The 20,057-nt window shown below is 30.9% G+C and carries 12 protein-coding genes; 8 read left to right on the top strand and 4 right to left on the bottom strand.

Annotated features, from left to right (window positions below; all coding sequences use genetic code 11):
* The first annotated feature begins 131 nt into the window (after positions 1-131).
* The 8 genes from rpoB (at position 132) to ACY2IJ_RS06050 (ending at position 13,791) form a co-directional block, all read left to right on the top strand.
* Positions 132-3,944 carry a DNA-directed RNA polymerase subunit beta gene (rpoB, locus tag ACY2IJ_RS06085; RefSeq protein ID WP_476726267.1) on the top strand — a complete coding sequence of 1,271 codons (3,813 nt, stop codon included), beginning with the start codon at positions 132-134 and terminating at the stop codon, positions 3,942-3,944.
* A gap of 77 nt (positions 3,945-4,021) precedes the next feature.
* A complete protein-coding gene (gene rpoC / locus ACY2IJ_RS06080) occupies positions 4,022-8,320 on the top strand; it encodes a DNA-directed RNA polymerase subunit beta' (RefSeq protein WP_476726266.1) in 4,299 nt (1,432 codons plus the stop codon).
* Positions 8,321-8,423: 103 nt separating this feature from the next.
* Entirely contained in the window at positions 8,424-8,735 is a 312-nt protein-coding gene (locus tag ACY2IJ_RS06075) for a DUF3467 domain-containing protein (RefSeq protein ID WP_476726265.1), read from the top strand.
* A complete protein-coding gene (locus tag ACY2IJ_RS06070; RefSeq protein WP_476726264.1) occupies positions 8,722-9,261 on the top strand; it encodes a phosphatase PAP2 family protein in 540 nt (179 codons plus the stop codon). Before ACY2IJ_RS06075 ends, ACY2IJ_RS06070 begins: the two co-directional genes overlap by 14 nt.
* Positions 9,262-9,498: 237 nt before the next feature.
* The gene (locus ACY2IJ_RS06065; protein WP_476726263.1) at positions 9,499-10,167 is read left to right on the top strand and encodes a helix-turn-helix transcriptional regulator; all 669 of its coding nucleotides are present in this window, start codon (positions 9,499-9,501) and stop codon (positions 10,165-10,167) included.
* A gap of 29 nt (positions 10,168-10,196) precedes the next feature.
* Entirely contained in the window at positions 10,197-10,859 is a 663-nt protein-coding gene (locus ACY2IJ_RS06060; RefSeq protein ID WP_476726262.1) for a hypothetical protein, read from the top strand.
* Positions 10,860-10,884: 25 nt separating this feature from the next.
* On the top strand, positions 10,885-12,534 hold the full coding sequence (locus ACY2IJ_RS06055; protein ID WP_476726261.1) for a hypothetical protein: 1,650 nt from the start codon (positions 10,885-10,887) through the stop codon (positions 12,532-12,534).
* Between the two features lie 219 nt (positions 12,535-12,753).
* Complete coding sequence (locus ACY2IJ_RS06050) at positions 12,754-13,791, top strand: glycoside hydrolase family 5 protein (RefSeq protein ID WP_476726260.1); 1,038 nt, start codon at positions 12,754-12,756, stop codon at positions 13,789-13,791.
* On the opposite strand, the gene ACY2IJ_RS06045 is transcribed toward ACY2IJ_RS06050, so the two are convergent.
* Genes ACY2IJ_RS06045 through ACY2IJ_RS06030 form a run of 4 tightly spaced genes read right to left on the bottom strand, consistent with a single transcriptional unit; the run spans position 13,788 to position 20,056 of the window.
* A complete protein-coding gene (locus ACY2IJ_RS06045; protein ID WP_476726259.1) occupies positions 13,788-15,338 on the bottom strand; it encodes a hypothetical protein in 1,551 nt (516 codons plus the stop codon). The genes ACY2IJ_RS06050 and ACY2IJ_RS06045 overlap by 4 nt on opposite strands.
* A complete protein-coding gene (locus ACY2IJ_RS06040) occupies positions 15,335-17,194 on the bottom strand; it encodes a glycosyltransferase family 2 protein (protein ID WP_476726258.1) in 1,860 nt (619 codons plus the stop codon). The genes ACY2IJ_RS06045 and ACY2IJ_RS06040 overlap by 4 nt, the downstream gene beginning before the upstream one ends.
* A gap of 5 nt (positions 17,195-17,199) precedes the next feature.
* Positions 17,200-18,018: a hypothetical protein gene (locus ACY2IJ_RS06035; protein ID WP_476726257.1), complete on the bottom strand. Its 819-nt coding sequence runs from the start codon at positions 18,016-18,018 to the stop codon at positions 17,200-17,202.
* Complete coding sequence (locus tag ACY2IJ_RS06030; protein ID WP_476726256.1) at positions 18,011-20,056, bottom strand: cellulose biosynthesis cyclic di-GMP-binding regulatory protein BcsB; 2,046 nt, start codon at positions 20,054-20,056, stop codon at positions 18,011-18,013. Before ACY2IJ_RS06030 ends, ACY2IJ_RS06035 begins: the two co-directional genes overlap by 8 nt.
* Between the last annotated feature and the right edge of the window lies 1 nt (position 20,057).

Raw genomic sequence — 20,057 nt, 5'->3', positions numbered from 1 at the left:
GGTTTAGGTCTTTCCCGTATGGGTTAGACCTAAACCATTTTTTGCGTTTAAATAGTTCCTTATTTATCGCATCCCAAAAAAGAGCTTACAAAAAGAAAAAGAATTATTAATTCACTTAAATTTTTTCACCTTTGGCAACGAAAAATAATACAAGAGTTAACTTTGCTTCAGCCAAACTAAGTACAGAATATCCGGACTTTTTAGATATTCAGATCAAGTCTTTTCAAGACTTTTTCCAGTTGAAAACTAAGGCTGACGAAAGAAGCGATGAAGGTTTGTATAAAACCTTTATGGACAATTTTCCAATTACTGACACACGTAATAACTTTGTGTTAGAGTTTTTAGATTACTTTGTAGATCCTCCAAGATACTCTATTGAAGAGTGTATTGAAAGAGGGTTAACTTATAGTTTACCTCTAAAAGCTAGATTGAAATTGTATTGTACAGATCCTGAACATGAGGATTTTGAAACCATAGTACAAGATGTTTATTTAGGGACAATTCCTTACATGACCAACTCAGGTACATTTATTATTAACGGAGCAGAACGAGTTATTGTATCGCAATTACACCGTTCTCCGGGGGTATTCTTTGGACAATCATTTCATGCAAACGGTACAAAATTATATTCAGCAAGAGTAATTCCTTTTAAAGGATCTTGGATTGAATTTGCTACCGATATCAACCAGGTAATGTATGCCTATATTGATAGAAAGAAAAAATTACCAGTAACTACTTTATTCCGTGCGATTGGATTCGAAAGAGATAAAGATATTTTAGAGATTTTTGACCTTGCAGAAGAAGTTAAAGTTTCTAAATCTGGATTAAAGAAAGTACTAGGAAGAAAACTAGCAGCTCGTGTATTAAGAACATGGTTTGAAGATTTTGTAGACGAAGATACAGGAGAGGTAGTTTCTATTGAGCGTAACGAGATTGTTTTTGATCGTGACACTATTTTAGAAAAAGAACACATTGATGAAATTGTGGATACAGGTGTAAAAACAATTTTATTACATAGAGAAGATAATCAAAGTGGAGATTATGCAATTATTCACAATACATTGCAAAAAGACCCTACAAACTCTGAAAAAGAAGCAGTAGAACATATCTATAGACAATTGCGTAATGCTGAGCCGCCAGATGAAGAAACTGCAAGAGGAATTATTGAAAAATTATTCTTCTCTGAGCAACGTTATAACTTAGGTGAGGTAGGACGTTTTAGAATGAACAAAAAGCTAGGACTTAATGAATCTTTAGATGCTAAAGTCTTAACTAAAAATGATATCATTACCATCATTAAGAACTTAATAGAGTTGGTAAACTCTAAAGCAGAAATTGATGATATTGACCACTTATCTAACAGACGTGTACGTACAGTAGGTGAACAATTGGCAGCTCAGTTTGGAGTTGGTTTATCTCGTATGGCCCGTACGATTAGAGAGCGTATGAATGTACGTGATAATGAGGTGTTTACACCGATTGACTTAATTAACGCGAAGACTTTATCTTCTGTTATTAACTCATTCTTTGGAACTAACCAGTTGTCTCAGTTTATGGATCAAACTAACCCATTGGCAGAGATTACTCACAAACGTAGATTATCAGCATTAGGACCTGGAGGTTTATCTAGAGAAAGAGCTGGTTTTGAGGTTCGTGACGTTCACTATACACACTATGGACGTTTGTGTCCTATTGAAACTCCTGAAGGTCCAAACATTGGATTGATTTCATCTTTGGCAGTATATGCTAAAGTGAACAATTTAGGGTTCATAGAAACAGCTTATCACAAAGTAGATGAAGGAAAAGTTAATATTATTGACAAGCCTATCTACTTAAGTGCAGAAGAAGAAGAAGGAATGAAGTTTGCACAATCTAACATTGATATTGCAGATGACGGACAAATCAATTTAGAAAAAGTAATTGCTCGTGAAGAGGCAGATTATCCTGTTGTAACTCCACAAGATATTGATTACATGGATGTATCTCCAAACCAGATAGCATCTATTTCAGCTTCATTGATTCCTTTCTTAGAACATGATGATGCGAACCGTGCTTTGATGGGGTCTAACATGATGAGACAAGCTGTACCATTATTACAACCAGAAGCTCCTATTGTAGGAACAGGTTTAGAGCGTAGAGTTGCCAAAGATTCAAGAATCTTGATCAACGCACAAGGAGTAGGAGAAGTTATTTATGTTGATGCTAACAAAATAACAATTCGTTACGAAAGAACTGAAGAAGAAGCTTCTGTAAGTTTTGATTCAAATGAAATAACTTACGACTTAATTAAATTTAGAAAAACCAACCAAGGAACTTCGATCAACTTAAAGCCAATTGTAAAAGTTGGAGACACTGTTGAAGAAGGACAAGTATTGTGTGAAGGATATGCTACTCAAAAAGGTGAATTGGCCTTAGGACGTAACATGAAAGTTGCCTTTATGCCTTGGCAAGGATACAACTTTGAGGATGCGATTGTAATTTCTGAAAAAGTAGTAAGAGAAGATATTTTTACTTCTATTCACATTGATGAGTATTCTTTAGATGTTAGAGATACTAAGTTAGGTGCAGAAGAATTAACGAATGACATTCCTAACGTATCAGAAGAGGCTACTAAAGACTTGGATGAAAACGGAATGATTCGTATTGGAGCAGAAGTAAAACCAGGAGATATCTTAATTGGTAAAATTACTCCAAAAGGAGAATCTGATCCAACACCAGAAGAAAAATTATTACGTGCTATCTTTGGAGACAAAGCTGGTGATGTAAAAGATGCTTCTTTAAAAGCTTCTCCATCTTTAAGAGGAGTGGTAATTGGTAAAAAATTATTTAAAAAAGCTGTTAAAGATAAATCTAAAAGAGTTAGAGATAAGGAACAAATTGAAGCTTTAGAAGCACAATTTAGTCATGACTTTGAAGCTTTAAAAGATAATTTAATAGAAAAATTATTTGCTTTAATATCTGGTAAGACCTCTCAAGGTGTACAAAATGATTTAGGAGAAGAAGTATTCCCTAAAGGTAAAAAGTACACACTAAAAATGTTAAACTCTGTAACAGACTTTACACATTTAACTAAAGGAGCTTGGACTACAGATGATCACTTAAACAATTTAGTAGCAGAGTTAATTCACAACTACAAAATCAAAGTTAGTGACTTACAAGGAGCTTTAAGACGTAAAAAATTCTCTATTACTATTGGAGATGAATTACCAGCAGGTGTTTTAAAATTAGCAAAAATTTATATTGCTAAAAAACGTAAGCTAAAAGTAGGAGATAAAATGGCAGGTCGTCACGGTAACAAAGGTATTGTTGCTCGTATTGTACGTCAAGAAGAAATGCCATTCTTAGAAGATGGAACACCAGTAGATATTGTATTGAATCCATTAGGGGTACCATCTCGTATGAACATTGGACAAATTTATGAAACTGTATTAGGTTGGGCAGGACAAAAATTAGGTCAAACATATGCAACACCAATTTTTGATGGAGCTAAGTTAGATCAGATTAATGAATTGACAGACCAAGCAGGAATTCCAAGATTTGGACATACTTATTTATATGACGGAGGAACAGGAGAGCGTTTTGATCAACCTGCAACAGTAGGGGTAATTTATATGATTAAACTAGGTCATATGATTGACGATAAGATGCACGCACGTTCTATTGGACCATACTCATTAATTACACAACAACCATTAGGAGGTAAAGCTCAATTTGGAGGTCAGCGTTTTGGAGAGATGGAAGTATGGGCATTAGAAGCCTATGGAGCATCTAGTATTTTACGTGAAATTTTAACTGTAAAGTCTGATGACGTTATTGGTAGAGCCAAAACTTACGAAGCTATCGTAAAAGGAGAACCAATGCCAGAACCAGGTTTACCAGAATCATTCAACGTGTTAATGCACGAATTGAAAGGTTTAGGATTAGACGTAAGATTAGAAGAATAATTAGAGTATTAAGTAATAGTACAAAGTGTTAAAGTTTTAATGCTTTGTACTTCATACTAAAGACTAAAAAAGAAATCATGGCAAGAAATAACGATAAAAACCCTACTCAAAAGAAATTTGAAAAAATTTCTATTGGTTTAGCATCACCAGAGTCTATTTTAGAGGCTTCTCATGGAGAGGTGTTAAAGCCAGAAACAATAAACTATCGTACACACAAACCAGAAAGAGATGGTTTGTTTTGTGAGCGAATCTTTGGACCTATTAAGGATTACGAATGTGCTTGTGGTAAATACAAGAGAATTCGTTACAAGGGAATAGTTTGTGACCGTTGTGGTGTAGAAGTAACAGAAAAGAAAGTACGTAGAGATAGAGTAGGACACATTAATTTAGTAGTGCCTATTGCTCATATTTGGTACTTTAGATCATTACCTAACAAAATGGGATACCTTTTAGGGTTGCCATCTAAAAAGTTAGATATGATTATTTACTACGAAAGATACGTAGTAATTCAACCAGGTAATGCAACTCAATTAGACGGAACTCCATTGCAAAAAATGGACTTCTTAACAGAAGAGGAGTATTTAGATATTTTAGAAACAGTACCCTTAGAAAATAGATATTTGGACGACAATGATCCAAATAAATTTATTGCAAAAATGGGAGCTGAATGTTTGATAGAGTTGTTAGATCGTATTGATTTAGAAACTTTGTCTTACGAATTAAGACACAAAGCAAATACAGAAACTTCTAAACAACGTAAAACAGAAGCGTTAAAACGTTTGAATGTTGTAGAGGCTTTCCGTGAATCTCAAAAAAACAGAGAAAACAATCCATCTTGGATGATTTTAAAGGCTATTCCAGTAATTCCACCAGAATTACGTCCTTTAGTTCCTTTAGATGGAGGTCGTTTTGCAACGTCTGATTTAAATGATTTATACCGTAGAGTAATTATTCGTAACAACCGTTTAAAGCGTTTGGTAGAAATCCAAGCTCCTGAAGTTATTTTACGTAACGAAAAACGTATGTTGCAAGAATCTGTAGATTCATTATTTGATAACACTCGTAAATCATCAGCTGTAAAAACAGAATCTAACAGACCATTAAAGTCATTATCAGATTCATTAAAAGGTAAACAAGGACGTTTCCGTCAAAACTTATTAGGTAAGCGTGTAGATTATTCTGCTCGTTCGGTAATTGTTGTTGGACCTACAATGAGTTTGTCTGAATGTGGATTGCCAAAAGATATGGCAGCTGAACTATACAAACCATTTATCATTCGTAAATTGATTGAGCGTGGAGTTGTTAAAACAGTAAAATCTGCAAAGAAAATTATAGACAAAAAAGAGCCTGTAGTTTGGGATATTTTAGAGAATGTAATTAAAGGACACCCAGTTTTATTAAACCGTGCCCCTACCTTACACCGTCTAGGTATCCAAGCATTTCAACCTAAATTAATAGAAGGAAAAGCAATACAGTTACACCCATTAGTATGTTCGGCATTTAACGCCGATTTTGATGGGGATCAAATGGCGGTTCACTTGCCATTAGGTCCAGAGGCTATTTTGGAAGCTCAAATGTTATTATTAGGATCTCATTCTATCTTAAACCCTGCAAACGGTGCTCCTATTACAGTACCATCTCAGGATATGGTATTGGGTCTTTACTACATGACCAAATTAAGAGTTACAGATGAAACTTATAAAGTTAAAGGACAAGGATTAACTTTCTATTCTCCGGAAGAAGTAACGATTGCTTTTAACGAAAAAGCAGTAGACTTAAATGCTGGAATTAAAGTTAGAACTCAAGATATTGACGAAAACGGAAATCAAGTAACAAAGTTAATAGAAACTACTGTGGGGAGAGTGTTATTTAATGAGCACGTACCAGCAGAAGCAGGTTATATTAACGAAGTATTGACTAAGAAATCTTTACGTGGAATTATTGCTAAAGTTTTAAAAGCAACAGACATTCCTACAACAGGTAAATTCTTAGACAATATTAAGGATATGGGATTCAAATTTGCCTTTAGAGGAGGATTGTCATTCTCTTTGGGAGATATTATTATCCCAGAAGAGAAAAAGCAAATGATTGCCGATGCCAATGCAGAAGTGGATGTAATTATCCAAAACTATAACATGGGTATGTTAACGAATAAAGAACGTTACAACCAGGTAATTGATATTTGGGGATCTACAAACAACCAATTGACAGAATTGTCTATGAAACGTTTGAGAGAAGATCAACAAGGATTTAACTCTGTATTTATGATGCTTGATTCTGGAGCCCGTGGTTCTAAAGAGCAAATTCGTCAGTTAACAGGTATGCGTGGATTGATGGCAAAGCCTAAAAAATCTACAGCATCAGGAGGAGAAATTATTGAAAACCCAATTTTATCGAACTTTAAGGAAGGTCTATCAATTTTAGAGTACTTTATCTCTACGCACGGTGCCCGTAAAGGTTTGGCCGATACTGCCTTAAAAACTGCCGATGCAGGATACTTAACACGTCGTTTGGTTGATGTTGCACAAGATGTAATTATCAATGAATTTGATTGTGGTACTTTAAGAGGATTAGAAGTTTCTGCATTGAAAAAGAACGATGAAATTGTAGAGCCATTAAGTGAACGTATAGCAGGACGTGTAGCATTACATGATATAAAAGATCCTGTAGAACACGAAGTTTTAGTACCAGCAGGTGCAGAAATTACAGAAGAATTAGCTGCTGTAGTAGAAGCATCAGGATTAGACACTGTAGAGGTTCGTTCTCCATTAACATGTGAAACAAAGAAAGGTATTTGTTCTAAGTGTTATGGACAATCAATGTCTACACGTAACATGGTTCAAATAGGTGAATCTGTAGGAGTAATTGCAGCACAATCTATTGGAGAACCAGGTACACAGTTAACATTACGTACATTCCACGTTGGAGGGGTTGCCGGAAACATTTCTGAGGATAACAAGTTAACAGCTAAATTTAGCGGTAAATTGGTTATTGATGATTTGGTAACTGTACCAGGAAAAAATCCACAAGGAGAAGATGTAGAAATTGTTATATCTCGTACAGCTGAAGCTAAAATTATTGATGAAAAAATAGGAACTGTTTTAAGTAACACAGTAATTCCTTATGGTTCTTACATTTTTGTAAACGGACAAACAACAATCAATAAAGGAGATGCTATCTGTCAATGGGATCCATTTAACGGAGTTATTGTTTCTGAATTTGAAGGAACTGTTGCTTTTGAAGATTTAGAACAAGGTACAAACTACTCTGTAGAAATTGACGAACAAACAGGTTTCCAAGAAAAAGTAATTACTGAATCTAAGGATAAGAAAAAGATACCAGCTATTCTTATTAAAGATGCAGACGGAAATACACAACGTTCTTATTCTTTACCTTTAGGAGCACACTTAATGGTAAATGATGGTGACAAAATTGAAACTGGTAAAACGTTAGTTAAAATTCCTCGTAAGTCTGGTAAAGCAGGTGATATTACAGGAGGTTTACCACGTGTAACAGAATTGTTTGAAGCACGTAACCCATCTAACCCAGCAGTAGTTGCAGAAACAGATGGTGTGGTATCTTTTGGAAAAATTAAACGTGGTAACCGTGAAATTATTGTAGAGTCTAAATTTGGAGATATTAAGAAATACTTAATTAAGTTATCTAACCAAATATTGGTGCAAGAGAATGATTATGTAAAAGCAGGTATGCCTTTATCCGATGGATCTATTACACCAGAAGATATTTTAAGAATTCAAGGACCTTCTAAAGTACAAGAGTACATTGTAAATGAAATTCAAGAAGTATATCGTTTACAAGGGGTACGAATTAATGATAAACATTACGAAGTTGTGGTAAGACAAATGATGCGTAAAGTTAGAATTATTGATTCTGGAGATACATTATTCTTAGAAAACTCATTGGTACATAAGAATGACTTTATAGAGAAGAATGATGAGATTTATGGTATGAAAGTAGTTGAAGAAGCAGGAGCATCTGAAACTTACAAGGCAGGTCAAATTATTACAGCTCGTCAATTAAGAGACGAAAACTCTAGATTGAAACGTGAAGATAAAGCAGAAGTAGTAGCAAGAGATGCAAGACCAGCAACGGCAGAGCAAATCTTACAAGGTATTACAAGAGCTTCTTTACAAACTAAATCATTTATTTCTGCAGCATCGTTCCAGGAAACAACAAAAGTGTTGAATGAAGCAGCTGTTAACGGTAAAATTGATTACTTAGAAGGATTAAAAGAGAATGTTATTGTTGGTAAAAAGATTCCTGCAGGTACAGGAATGAGATCTTACAATAATATCATCGTAGGTCCTAAAGAGGAAATAGAACAAAGTATTGGAGCTACTACAACAGAAGAATAGTAGAAAACCAAGCTTTTAAGATAAAGAAAACGGATTCCCAATGGAATCCGTTTTTTTTTGTTCAAAAATATGTTCTATTTTAGGGCTTAAATAATCACACTACATGGAACAGTCAAAGAATAAAGAAGGAAATATCAATATAGAATTATCGCCAGAAGTAGCAGAAGGAACGTATTCTAATTTGGCAATTATCAACCATTCAAATTCAGAATTTGTGGTAGATTTTGTAAATATTATGCCAGGGATACCTAAAGCAAAAGTAAAATCAAGAATTATTTTAACTCCTCAACATGCAAAGCGTTTGGCTCAGGCTTTAATAGATAATATCAATCGTTTTGAAGCTCAGGTAGGAGAAATTAAAGAGTTTGAACAGCAAGATTATCCTATAAATTTTGGTCCTATTGGAGAAGCATAGACAACTCTACATTTTAGCATTAATATATGTATTTAGTTTTAAGGCACAAGCTCAGTCTACTATAGAAAAAATAGGAGATTATGGCTTGTATTCTATGCCAATTATAGCGTTAAGCAGTACCCTTATTGAAAAAGATGTAAAAGGAGTTTTTATGTTTGGTAAAGGGTTTGTATTTAATACGGTACTAACATTAGGCTTAAAAGAAATGGTAAAAAAAGAACGACCTAATGGAGAAAATTTAAATTCATTTCCATCAGGTCATACATCTGTTACGTTTCAAAGTGCAGCTTTTATGCAAAAAAGATATGGTTGGAAGTATGGAATACCTGCCTATGCAATTGCAGCTTATACAGGTTTTAGTAGAGTATATGTTGACAAGCATTTTGTAGAAGATGTTGCTGTAGGTGCTGTGATAGGAATTGTGTCTTCTTATATTTTTACAAGAAAAAAGCCAATAAATTCAACCAGTTTTTCTTTTAATAAAAAAGGTAATGATTTTTACTTAAGTTATCATTATCAATTTTAAATCCAAAAAATCCCGATGTAATTGCATCGGGATTTTTTTATTAATAAAGTGTTAAAAAATAATGAATTAATCATGTTGTTTTAGAAGGGGTAAGCCTAGATAATATACCCTTTATAGGGGGGGGTATTGATTTACAAATGTTATTACATTTGGCTAATCTATAAGTGTTTTTATTAATTAAAAGTTGTAGGGTAAAATGTGTAATACGTAAAGAGATGAATTAAAAAATTAATAGAGATGCAAAAAATCTTAAAAGAAGAAATAAATAAATTGATAAAGGCTTTAAAAACATCTTCAATAGATTTTATGAATATTGATGATTGTGAGCTTTTTTTATTAATGATTAATCAATCAAAGTTTTTAATAACATTACATGATGTTGAGTTTTATAGACCCGTTTGTTTGAATGATGCTTTTAAAATATTTTATGGTTTTGAAAATAACAAGCTTAAAAATATGGATTACATCTATTACTTAAATTTAATACATCCTTCCACAATTACTACGTTAGCAGATTCTTTCTTTTTTTTTAAAATGGGTGGCCACGGTTACTTAGAGTTAGACTATAAACTTAGATATAAAAAAAAGGAATGGAAGAATGTTAAAGGTGTTACTAAAACAATTTATAGAACTAAAGAAGGAAAACCTAAATATGCATTAACACTAGCCTATTTAAATTTTAATGAATCATTATGTATTTCGTCAAGAAATAAAAAAATTACAGATAGAGAAAAGGAAATTATAGAGTTGTTAATTCAAGGGTATACACAAAAAGAAGTCGCGTTGTTTTTGAATATAGCTTATGGAACTGTTCATTCACATATAAAAAATATTTATAAAAAATTAGAGGTAAATAAAATATCAGAATTGATATTGTATATAGATAAACATCCTTTTAAAATATGACAATTAACTAATTAACTAAATTTAAGACTATGAAAAAAAAACTAATTTTATTGATTTACCTTAGCGTAAATTCACTCTTTTCTCAAGAATTTAAAGAGAAAGAAAAAAAACATGCATTGGCTATTAATCTAGGTACTGGTATTGGAATAGATTATTCTTATAAACTAAGTGACTACCTTTATTTAACCACTAGGTATAGTGTTCTTCCCTATGAAAAAAAAGGATTTGATTATAAAATTGATGGAGAGGATTTATTAGTAGATAGTAAGTTTGATTTCAGTCATATTGATGCTTTTGTTAGCATTGCTCCTTTTAAAAATGCATTTCGCTTTGTTTTAGGAGCAGGATACTTTACAAGTAGTGATGTTGATGTATTAATGACTTTTGAGGATGAAGTTACCATTGGAGAAGTAGTGTTTACTTCTAATGATTTAGGAAACATTTTTATTAATGCTCAATGGGATGGTTTGTTGCCTTATCTAGGAATTGCAATTGGAAGGGCAGTACCCAAAAAAGGTTTCGGTTTTGGATTAGAATTAGGAGCCTTTTATGATTCTGATGGACCTAAAATGTCTTTAGATGCTTCAGGTTTAATAGAAGAAACTAAAAATCAAGAAAGCTTATTGCAAGAAAGCTTTAAAGAAAATAAGTTTTTACCCAATTTATCTGTTCGATTTGCCTTTGCCTTTTAAAAAAAAACAAAAAATAATAACAACTATGAAAACTATAAAATATATAATAATAACATTTTTATTGGTACTTCAAGCAGCATGTATTGATAAAAAATTTGAAGAACAATTTGAAATCACAATAGATACTGATTTATTTAAACAAGTTGCCACTATCCAAATATTTGATCCAACAAACCAGTCTAATTTAGAAGGAGATACGGCTTTAAAAGTAGAAGTTTTAGGACCAGGTAAAGATTTAATTGTAACAGATGCAGGAGAAAACATATCAAATTTAAAAATTGTAGATGGAATAGCTAATTTTGTTGTGAATCCTAATAAAAATCCTAATAGAGATCCTGTTAGTGTTGTCTTAAAAATTTACGGTGATGATTACTTAACTACAACAATTCCTATAGTAATAGGTAATGAAGAGAGAACAGAAGTTTCAGCATATATTGTTAATAAATCAAATCCTGTAGAAGGAATTGAAAGGGAAGAAAAAGAAGCAAGTATTGCTTCTGGTATGGCAATGGAAGATATTGTAATAAGCACTGAAGCAACTATTCAAACAAAAAACCATACAGAAGTTAAAGTAAAAAGTGGAACAGTGTTTCAAGATGTAAATGGGAATACCATTTCGGGAGATAAGGTGAAAATGGAAGTTACGAATTTTTCACCTGAAAATATTGATGCATTAGCTTCATTTCCAGGAGGTTTTTCTCCTCAATCAGTTTCGTTACCAGGAGGTAGTGAAATTGCAAATGATATTGCCTTTGTAACAGCAGGTTTTGTATCTATAGATATGGAAGTAGGAGGAACTGAAGTAAAGAATTTTTCGAAACCTGTAGAAATAACAATGTCAGTTGATCCTCAAACTATTAATCCTGATACAGGAAATACAATTACAGAAGGAGATATTATTCCTATTTGGTCATATAGTAAGGATGATGGTCAATGGGATTACCATGGAGATTCAGAAGTGAAAAATGAAAATGGAACACTTCAAGTAGTATATACAACCACTCACTTATCCTGGTATAATATGGATTTTTATGGTAGAAGATGTAGTGTATATTCTTGGTGGGGAAGTAGTAGTAATGGTACACCAGCTACTTTAAAAATAAATTTACCAGGAATTGATTTTAATAGTGCATATAGATTGGTGTCTACATTTGTTTATGCAGGAACCAATCAATCGGTTTCTTACAATGCTACTAAAACACAAATGTGGTTTGATGGACAAACTTTTGAATTAAATAATGCACCAGCTGGTAGAAATTTACAAATAGTTGTTTACTCAGGAAGTTCAAGATATCGTTTAGGAGAAGAAATTTATAGGTCACAACCATTTAATGCCTGTGGTGGTGGGCAAATAAATATTGATGCTACTTCAATGATGTCAAAATTACCTGAACCTCCAGTAACTATACATGTTAAATATTCTGGTACATGTAATAATAGAATTATAAGACCATCTACTTATTTATATATGTATAATGAGACTTACAGGTATTGGCAATACAAAGGTTATATTTATAGAGGTGAGGTAAGGTTATATGATATGGAATTAAATAAACCATATAAGTTTAGAGTTTATTATGGCGGAAAATCTTATGAACATACCATAACATTTGATAAAACAGAATATATTGAAGAAAATTATAATGTCCCAGAGTTATTATGTAATCAGTTATAGGTAAACAAAAAAATCCCGATGTAATTGCATCGGGATTTTTATAGAATGAAATAGTTTGTAGCGTGTGTAAAACTCCAAATTTTGTTTGTAACACAAGTAAGTTATTCTTATTTTATAAGAGTTAAAAAAACAAAATAATCTATTTATATTACAACTATTATACATTGATGATATGGACTGTAAAGCAACAGTAAATATGCATAGTGATTGATTTTAAGAATGAAAAAAGTTTTGTTATTTATAATGTTATTGAGTACTGTATGGTTAACCTACAGTCAGCATATAAATGCACCTATAGGAGTTAATTTAACGGATTATCAAAAAGAATCTAGAGCTTTTAAAAATGTAAGTTCTCTTAAAGTTAAAAGGAAATTAAAAAAGTTACATAAAAACGGAGTAGTAAACATACGCTTACCTTTTTCATTTTCTAAAAATTTAAACGAGAACAACAAAATATCAAAAAGGTTTAAGCGAAATATAAAACGACTTGTTAGCTATGCAAAATCAAAAAAAATAAACATAATACTCTGTAATTTTGATGAAGATTTTACCATGTATACATACAAAAGTAAACAAGAAAATCTGGTGTCTTGTTGGTTAGATTTAATAGCATATATACATAAAATTGATGATTGTGTAGAGTATGAGCTTTTAAATGAGCCCAACTTATATCCTAATGAATGGTGGAATGTTGCTAAAGAATTGGTGGAGAAAATTAATCAAACCTATGCTGATAAACATATAATTGTAGGGGCAACAAATTACAATAGTATTTATGAATTGTCTAGGTTAAATCCATTGCCACTTCCCAATGTTACTTATAGTTTTCATTTTTACGAACCGTTTATTTTTACGCATCAAGGAGCAAGTTGGATTCACAATCAGAATAATACAACCGGAATTCCATACCCTTATTCTAAAAGTAAAATGCCACCTTTAAACTACAAAGATTACAATACTGCTGGGGCTATTAATTACAAAGACTATTATGCTACGGGTAACAAACAAGCTTTGTTACAAAAAATAGGAATTGTATACAATTGGGCTAAAAAACACCAAGTAAAAATAGTTTGTACGGAGTTTGGAGTTATAGAAAAAGCAAATTATGTAGACAAATGTACTTATTTAGTAGATATTAAAGATGTGTTGCGTAGTTACCATATAGCAGCTTATGTATGGGAACACGAAGGTAATTTTGGAATGTATTCTAAAAATTACAATTACTACCATTGTTTAGGAATGGAGACCGAATTTTAAGACTTTCTAATTTTTATAATCTGATAATATTTACTTTCATAAATTACATTGTTAAGCAACACTGTATTTTCTTTTATATGATAAGCAATTAAATCTTTAGAATATAAAGGAGAATTTTCTTTGGAAACAATAATATATTCAACATACTTAGATGGGTTTTTTATAGCCCTTGTATAATCATCAGATAAGTTTTCTAGAAAATAATGTGTACCATTATCAAACGTAATAATTGGATAAAACACAGAGTTATCGCATAAAATTTTACTGCTTTTAGGAATTGAATTTAATAAAAAAATAGCTCCTCTTTTGTTGTAGTCTAAAATGTTGTTGGTGTTTTTTTGAGTTACAGATGTATAAAAGTTTTTTTCTTGAAGAGAAATAGAGTTTTTAAAATAATAAACCTCTCCCAACAAAGATGCCGTTAGAAAAACACAGTAAAATAGTAATTTTTTGTTTTTATGTTTTAAAGTATTCTCTTTAAAATAGGTAATAAAAGAGGCCAAAGCGATGATGTGAAATACAATTAAGAAATTTAAATTAATCATTTCTATTTTACTACTTCTAGTAAGAATAATCAAAAAAATAGGCAAAGCCGATAAAATGATGATTTTGATGCTAAGCTTTATATTTATTAGCATTTCAATAAAATAAAAAATAGAGAGTAATAAAATTATTTTAAGAATAGCAACACTGTTTACCGCACTTAAATTGTATTCAACAATACCTAATGCAGTAGTTAAATTGTTAATATTATTATTGTTCCAACCAGATGTGTTGTTTATTAGAAAGAAGAAAAAATCATCTCCATACAAATGATTAATGGCTAAATAAATTAAAAATACACTAATAGGTAAAAAAGAAACAATCAATATCATAGATATATAATTAGACACAAATAACTTTTGAGAGTCTTTTTCTTTTGATATTCTGATCAAATTCATAATAAAATCAGAACTAGTTGTATAAAAGTTTTTAACAGTAAAAATGAATAATAAAGGAATAAGCATTAAAACAATCCACAGTAGTTTGTAGTCTAAAAAAGGAATAAAACTAATGGCAATACTGCAAAGTGTTAAATAGTAAATAGAGTAGTTTTTAGTGTATTTAAAAAGCAAATAAAACAAAGAAAAGTACAAGCAAATGTATAAATACAAAGAAGTACCAGATGTAGCAGCATAAATAAATACAGGGCTAATTAATAGGTACATAAAAACAAAAAAACGAAACCAAACCGTAGTTTGCTTAGCAATGCAGCGTACAATAAAAGTGTTTAAAAAAGAGGTAAAAAGTATGGAGGCATAAAAAGGAGCATCTATATTATTAATAAGGCTAAAAGGGTAAGCAAAAATGTGTGATAATATTGGGTATGAAAAGAAAAACTTTTTAACCAAATCTATACTAGGGTTTTCTAAAAGTAAAAAGTTATGACTAATGTATAAGGGTTCAAAATTTAAATAGCCATTTTTTCTAATTACAGTTAAAAACAAGGCATATAAAACCGCATAGCTAAAAAATATAATCAGGTATTTTATACGATTTGTTTTCATGAAGCTTCTTTATTTGTTTTGGTCAATCCATGATTGGTTTTTTCCCAATAAAAAGGTTTGGTAATTAATTGAATCAATCCTTTGTAGGCAGATATTGAGTGCATGATCCAGTATATTGGATTTGTGAGTGCATACAGAATTAAAGAATAAGATTTTCTTTTAAAAATAGCAATCATATTCATATAAATCATAATAATATTACCAATGGAAAAGCTTAAAATAGCTATAATAATTAACCATTCTGGAAAGAAAAAACTAATCCATTCACTTTTAAATACGTAGTAAAAAATAATAAACAACAACAATACAGGGTACGATAAAAATGTAAATACAGTTCCTCCAATAAAAAAGTTAAATCCTAAAAAGGCTTTAAAACCTACAGTTCTGTATAGTTTAATAGGGTTACGCATGTGTACCAAATAGGTTTGCATGTAGCCTTTAATCCATCGAGAACGTTGTCTAATCCAATTGTAAAAATCGTTGTTAGCTTCTTCGTTTGTAGTAGAGTTTAGAACTGTAATTTTATAATTTTTAGCATAAGATCTTAATCCCAAATCGGCATCTTCGGTTACATTAAAACCGTCCCAACCACCTAATTCTCTAAGTTTATCTAACTTAAAATGGTTGCTTGTACCACCTAATGGAATAGGAATTTTTAATTTGTCTAAACCAGGCAGCATATAATCAAACCAATAAGAATACTCTAGTGTAAACATTTTGGTTAGGTAATTTTCTGTTTTGTTAAAATAATTTAAAGCACATTGTATGGCTATATATTCTTTAGGAATTTTATCAAACAAAGCACATACTTGTTTTAACTGATCTTTGTCTGGTATGTCTTCTGCATCATATATGGTTAAATATTTTCCTTTAGAAAAGTACAATCCGTAATTACAAGCTTTGGGCTTGGTTTTAGGCATTGCGTATGGAATTACAATGGGTTCAAAAATAGTAGGGAATACCAAGTCTTTTACAGCATTGGTGGTTACATCATCATCGGATTCTATTAAAAGTTTAACATCTAGTTTTTCTTTTGGATAATCTAGGTTTTTTAAATTTAAGGCTAGTTTGTATATAACTTCCGATTCTTTAAAAACGGGTAATAATATGGTGTAAATAGGCAACTCGTTGTTGTTTATTTCATCAATTTCATTTTGGGTTATTTTACTTTCTAACTCAACTTTAGAACCTGCAATGGTTAAAATAAATTTGAATAAAATGGAACTAAACAAGAAAAGGTTGATGATGACATTTACACTTACAATAGCGGGTTTAGGGAATAGAAATAAAAGTAGTAAAGCAATAACTCCTATAATTCCTAAAAAAACAACTTGCTTGTAGGTAAAGGTTTCTATAGCAGAACTTTCAGGATCTTTATCGTATAAGTTAAATACGGCTTTGTATAAAAAGTCTTGTCCGTATTTTACGTGTAAAGCTTTTAATATATCTAAGTCTTCTGCTACGTGAACTTTTTTTATTGGTGTGCCTAGTTTGTCTGACACTTTGTAAACATTGTTAATGTCCGAAGGGTCTGAAACAACCATTTCTATTTCTCCCAAATTATTTTTAAAAGGGAAAGCAATGGTGTTTAAAAAAAAGTATAAATCTTTTTCACATTCATTAAAATGAGTGTAGTTGTCTAAAGTGTTAAAATCAAATTGAAAAAAAACAATATCGTTTTTAAGCAGTTCGTTTTTGTAATTTCCTCTAGATATAAATCCGTAATCTAGAGCTGTTTTTAGAAAAGATTTTTCAAGTTTTTTAGATAAGTCTATCACTTTTTTAAGACTACTATTGTCTAACAAGTTAGAGTCTAAAAAAAGCTGTTTTCTATATATATGTCCATGGTAAACCATATAATTTATAGTTTAATAATCCCAAAAATTTGAAATCCTTTTCCTACAGAAATATTTCTGTTGAATATGTCGTGAAACAAACCACCGTATAAACTTAGTTTTGGAGTAAAATCATATCCTACGTTTAAACTTGTTTTAAGCATGTCAAAATTACTTGCAAACTGAACGTTGCTAACCGAAAAAGTATCGTTGTTACTTCTAGAGACCAACAAATCTATTTCTCCTAATAAAATAATTTTAGGGAATATTCTATACCCTTGACTAGCATATAATTTGTATTGTATGGGTAATGATGGAAAGAAATACCTAATTCCGGCTTCTACTTTATGAAAGTTTTTATTAACATTTAACCATGTAAAATTACCAGCATAGTGAATTTTAACTTCTGTGCTATACAAGTTATACCCTACATAAGGTGCTGTGTTATTTTGGTATGCAGGTATAAAAACAGAGGCAGAAGCCATTAAATAATGATTGTTTATTTTTTTTAAATGCATTCTAAGTCCAAGTTCAATATCTCCAAACTCGGTGCTTTTTTGAGCTATATTGTTGTCTTTATATTCACTTATAAAATAGGGGATGTTTCCAAAAAGGTTTAGCTTATAATCGTTTAAAGGAAGTGAGAAATATAGTTTTGGATTGTAGTTTTTATAACTTCCATTATTGGCAAAATCTATTTTTGTTCCTTTGGTATTTCTAAACTGGTTGGTGTTGTAGTTTCCAAAATAAGGAGATATTAATACCTCTCCTTTTTGTTGTTGCCACGGATTTTGACCAACACAAAAGGAAGTAATTAAAAGAAAAAAGAGGTTTAGTTTAATCATCATCCCTTATGCTTTTTTTAGATTCTTGAGATTTTTGATAAATGTATATTATCAAGAAAATTAAAAAGATGGTTAACATTAATATTAAAATTAACCCGTAGTTACTCCAAAAGTCATTAAAAATGTTTTGAATATAACTACTATCATCTACAACCACATTGTTTCTTAAATCAAAAAAGTAAGAGTCTTTACCGTCTGCAATAATAATATTTCCTGTATTAATGGCTGTTTGTTCTCTAATATTAACAATCAAAGATTTTAAGGTTTTTGGATTGTTGTTTTTGGGTGTGTTAATAAGCATAACCGGATTGTTGTTTGCATAAAACAACTGATTAAATCCTAGGTTTTTATTGTATTTAATATTAAAAAAAGGATCTATAGCCTCGGACTTATAGCTTACTTTTTCGTTCTCAAACTTTACATATAAATTATTGTTGTAAAGCGTATTAAATTTTTCATAATTGTTACTAATAATTATTTTAGAGGCTTCTGTATTATTGGTAATACTATTTAGATTGGCTTTTGTAACAGGCGGATAAATAAACCCTTCTAAACCTGCTTCTCCAGGATTAATTATATCTATTAACTCAGCCAATCCATCAACCAAACCAACATTGTTTTCTACATCGGTGTAAATATGAATGGGTTTGGCCTGAAAGTTTTCTGGGAATTTGGTAAAAGACAAAGAGCTAGAACTTTCATAACCAATAGGTTTAAAGTAAGATTTTTCGGTGTCTATTTGTGCGTAAAAAACAGATTTTGCGTTACAAATTCCTTCTGATGGAATGTAGTAAAAATCGTAATTAAACAAATTTTCCTGAAGCATTGTAATGTCGCTAAATTCAAAATTAATGTCTAATTCTCCAGAGCTGTTTAATTTATAGGTGTTGATCAATCTATCGTTAAAAAATAAATTAAAATAAGCTTCGTCATCATTACTAATAGGTTTGTATTTTCCTGTAATTTTAACCATCATTTTTTTAACATTAGATCCAAAGTAAGATCTAGGTAAACTAATTTTGGTTACTAAATTTCCAATTCCCTTAATCAATCTAGGGTCGGCATCTAGTTCATTAAAATAAACAGGTTCGTATTCTTTTCTTGTTGGTGTTGATGATAATTTGTTTTGTTGACTTATTAATAATTTATTGGTATACGCTGTGTTGATTAGGTTCTTTTGTAATAAAAAAGTAGCTGCTTTGGTATACGCTTCGGGGGTGTTTCCTGTAACTATTAAATTTTGTCTTAAGGTTGCTTTTTGGGTGTTTTCTAACGCAATAGTATCTTTGTATATTTGAACAAGACCATCGTTTTTATCTTTAATGGAAATTTTATTTTTAATTTCTGAATTCAATTGATCAACCGGCATTAAAAGAATAGATCTGTCTAAGTTTTCTTCTGTAATTTGATTAGTTTTTTTGATCTGTAATTGTGTACCATATATTCTTTCAAAATAAAACTTGATGTATGATGCCAACTGTACATCTAACAAACTAGCGTTTTGATGCAATACAATATTGTGCAACACAGGTACTATATTGCTTATTTTATGGTAAGTAGTGGTAGTAGTATCTTCTGTATTGTGCATGCTAATATAGCTATCTTCGGTAGTTTTAATCCAATAACCATTTTCAGAATAATTTTCACAAGATTCTCCTTTAATCACCAAATCACTTTTTATATCTAATTTTAAATAATCGGATTTGATGTGTTTTTGTTCCACAGGAATGTCAAAGATTACAATTTCTTTGTCTTTAACAATATAAGTACTTCTAATAGGAATATCTCCCAAGTATATGGTTACATAACTGTTTTCAAAATCTAAAACATGAGATCTTTTAAGTTCTAAATGAACAAAGCTTTTTTGTGGATTAAATCTTTTATTTACTTTAAAGTAAAAAGATTTAGAAGATCTTCTTCCTTTAATTACCGTTTCTGTATCGTAACCATAGTCTTTAAAAGATTTTATGGTTTGTTGTGCAAACACAAAGGAATTAAAGAAAAGTAGAAGTGCTATAAAAGAAAATAATTTATTCATA

The sequence above is a fragment of the Wenyingzhuangia gracilariae genome, from assembly GCF_056387575.1.
This window is presented reverse-complemented; position numbering and strand designations above follow the sequence as displayed.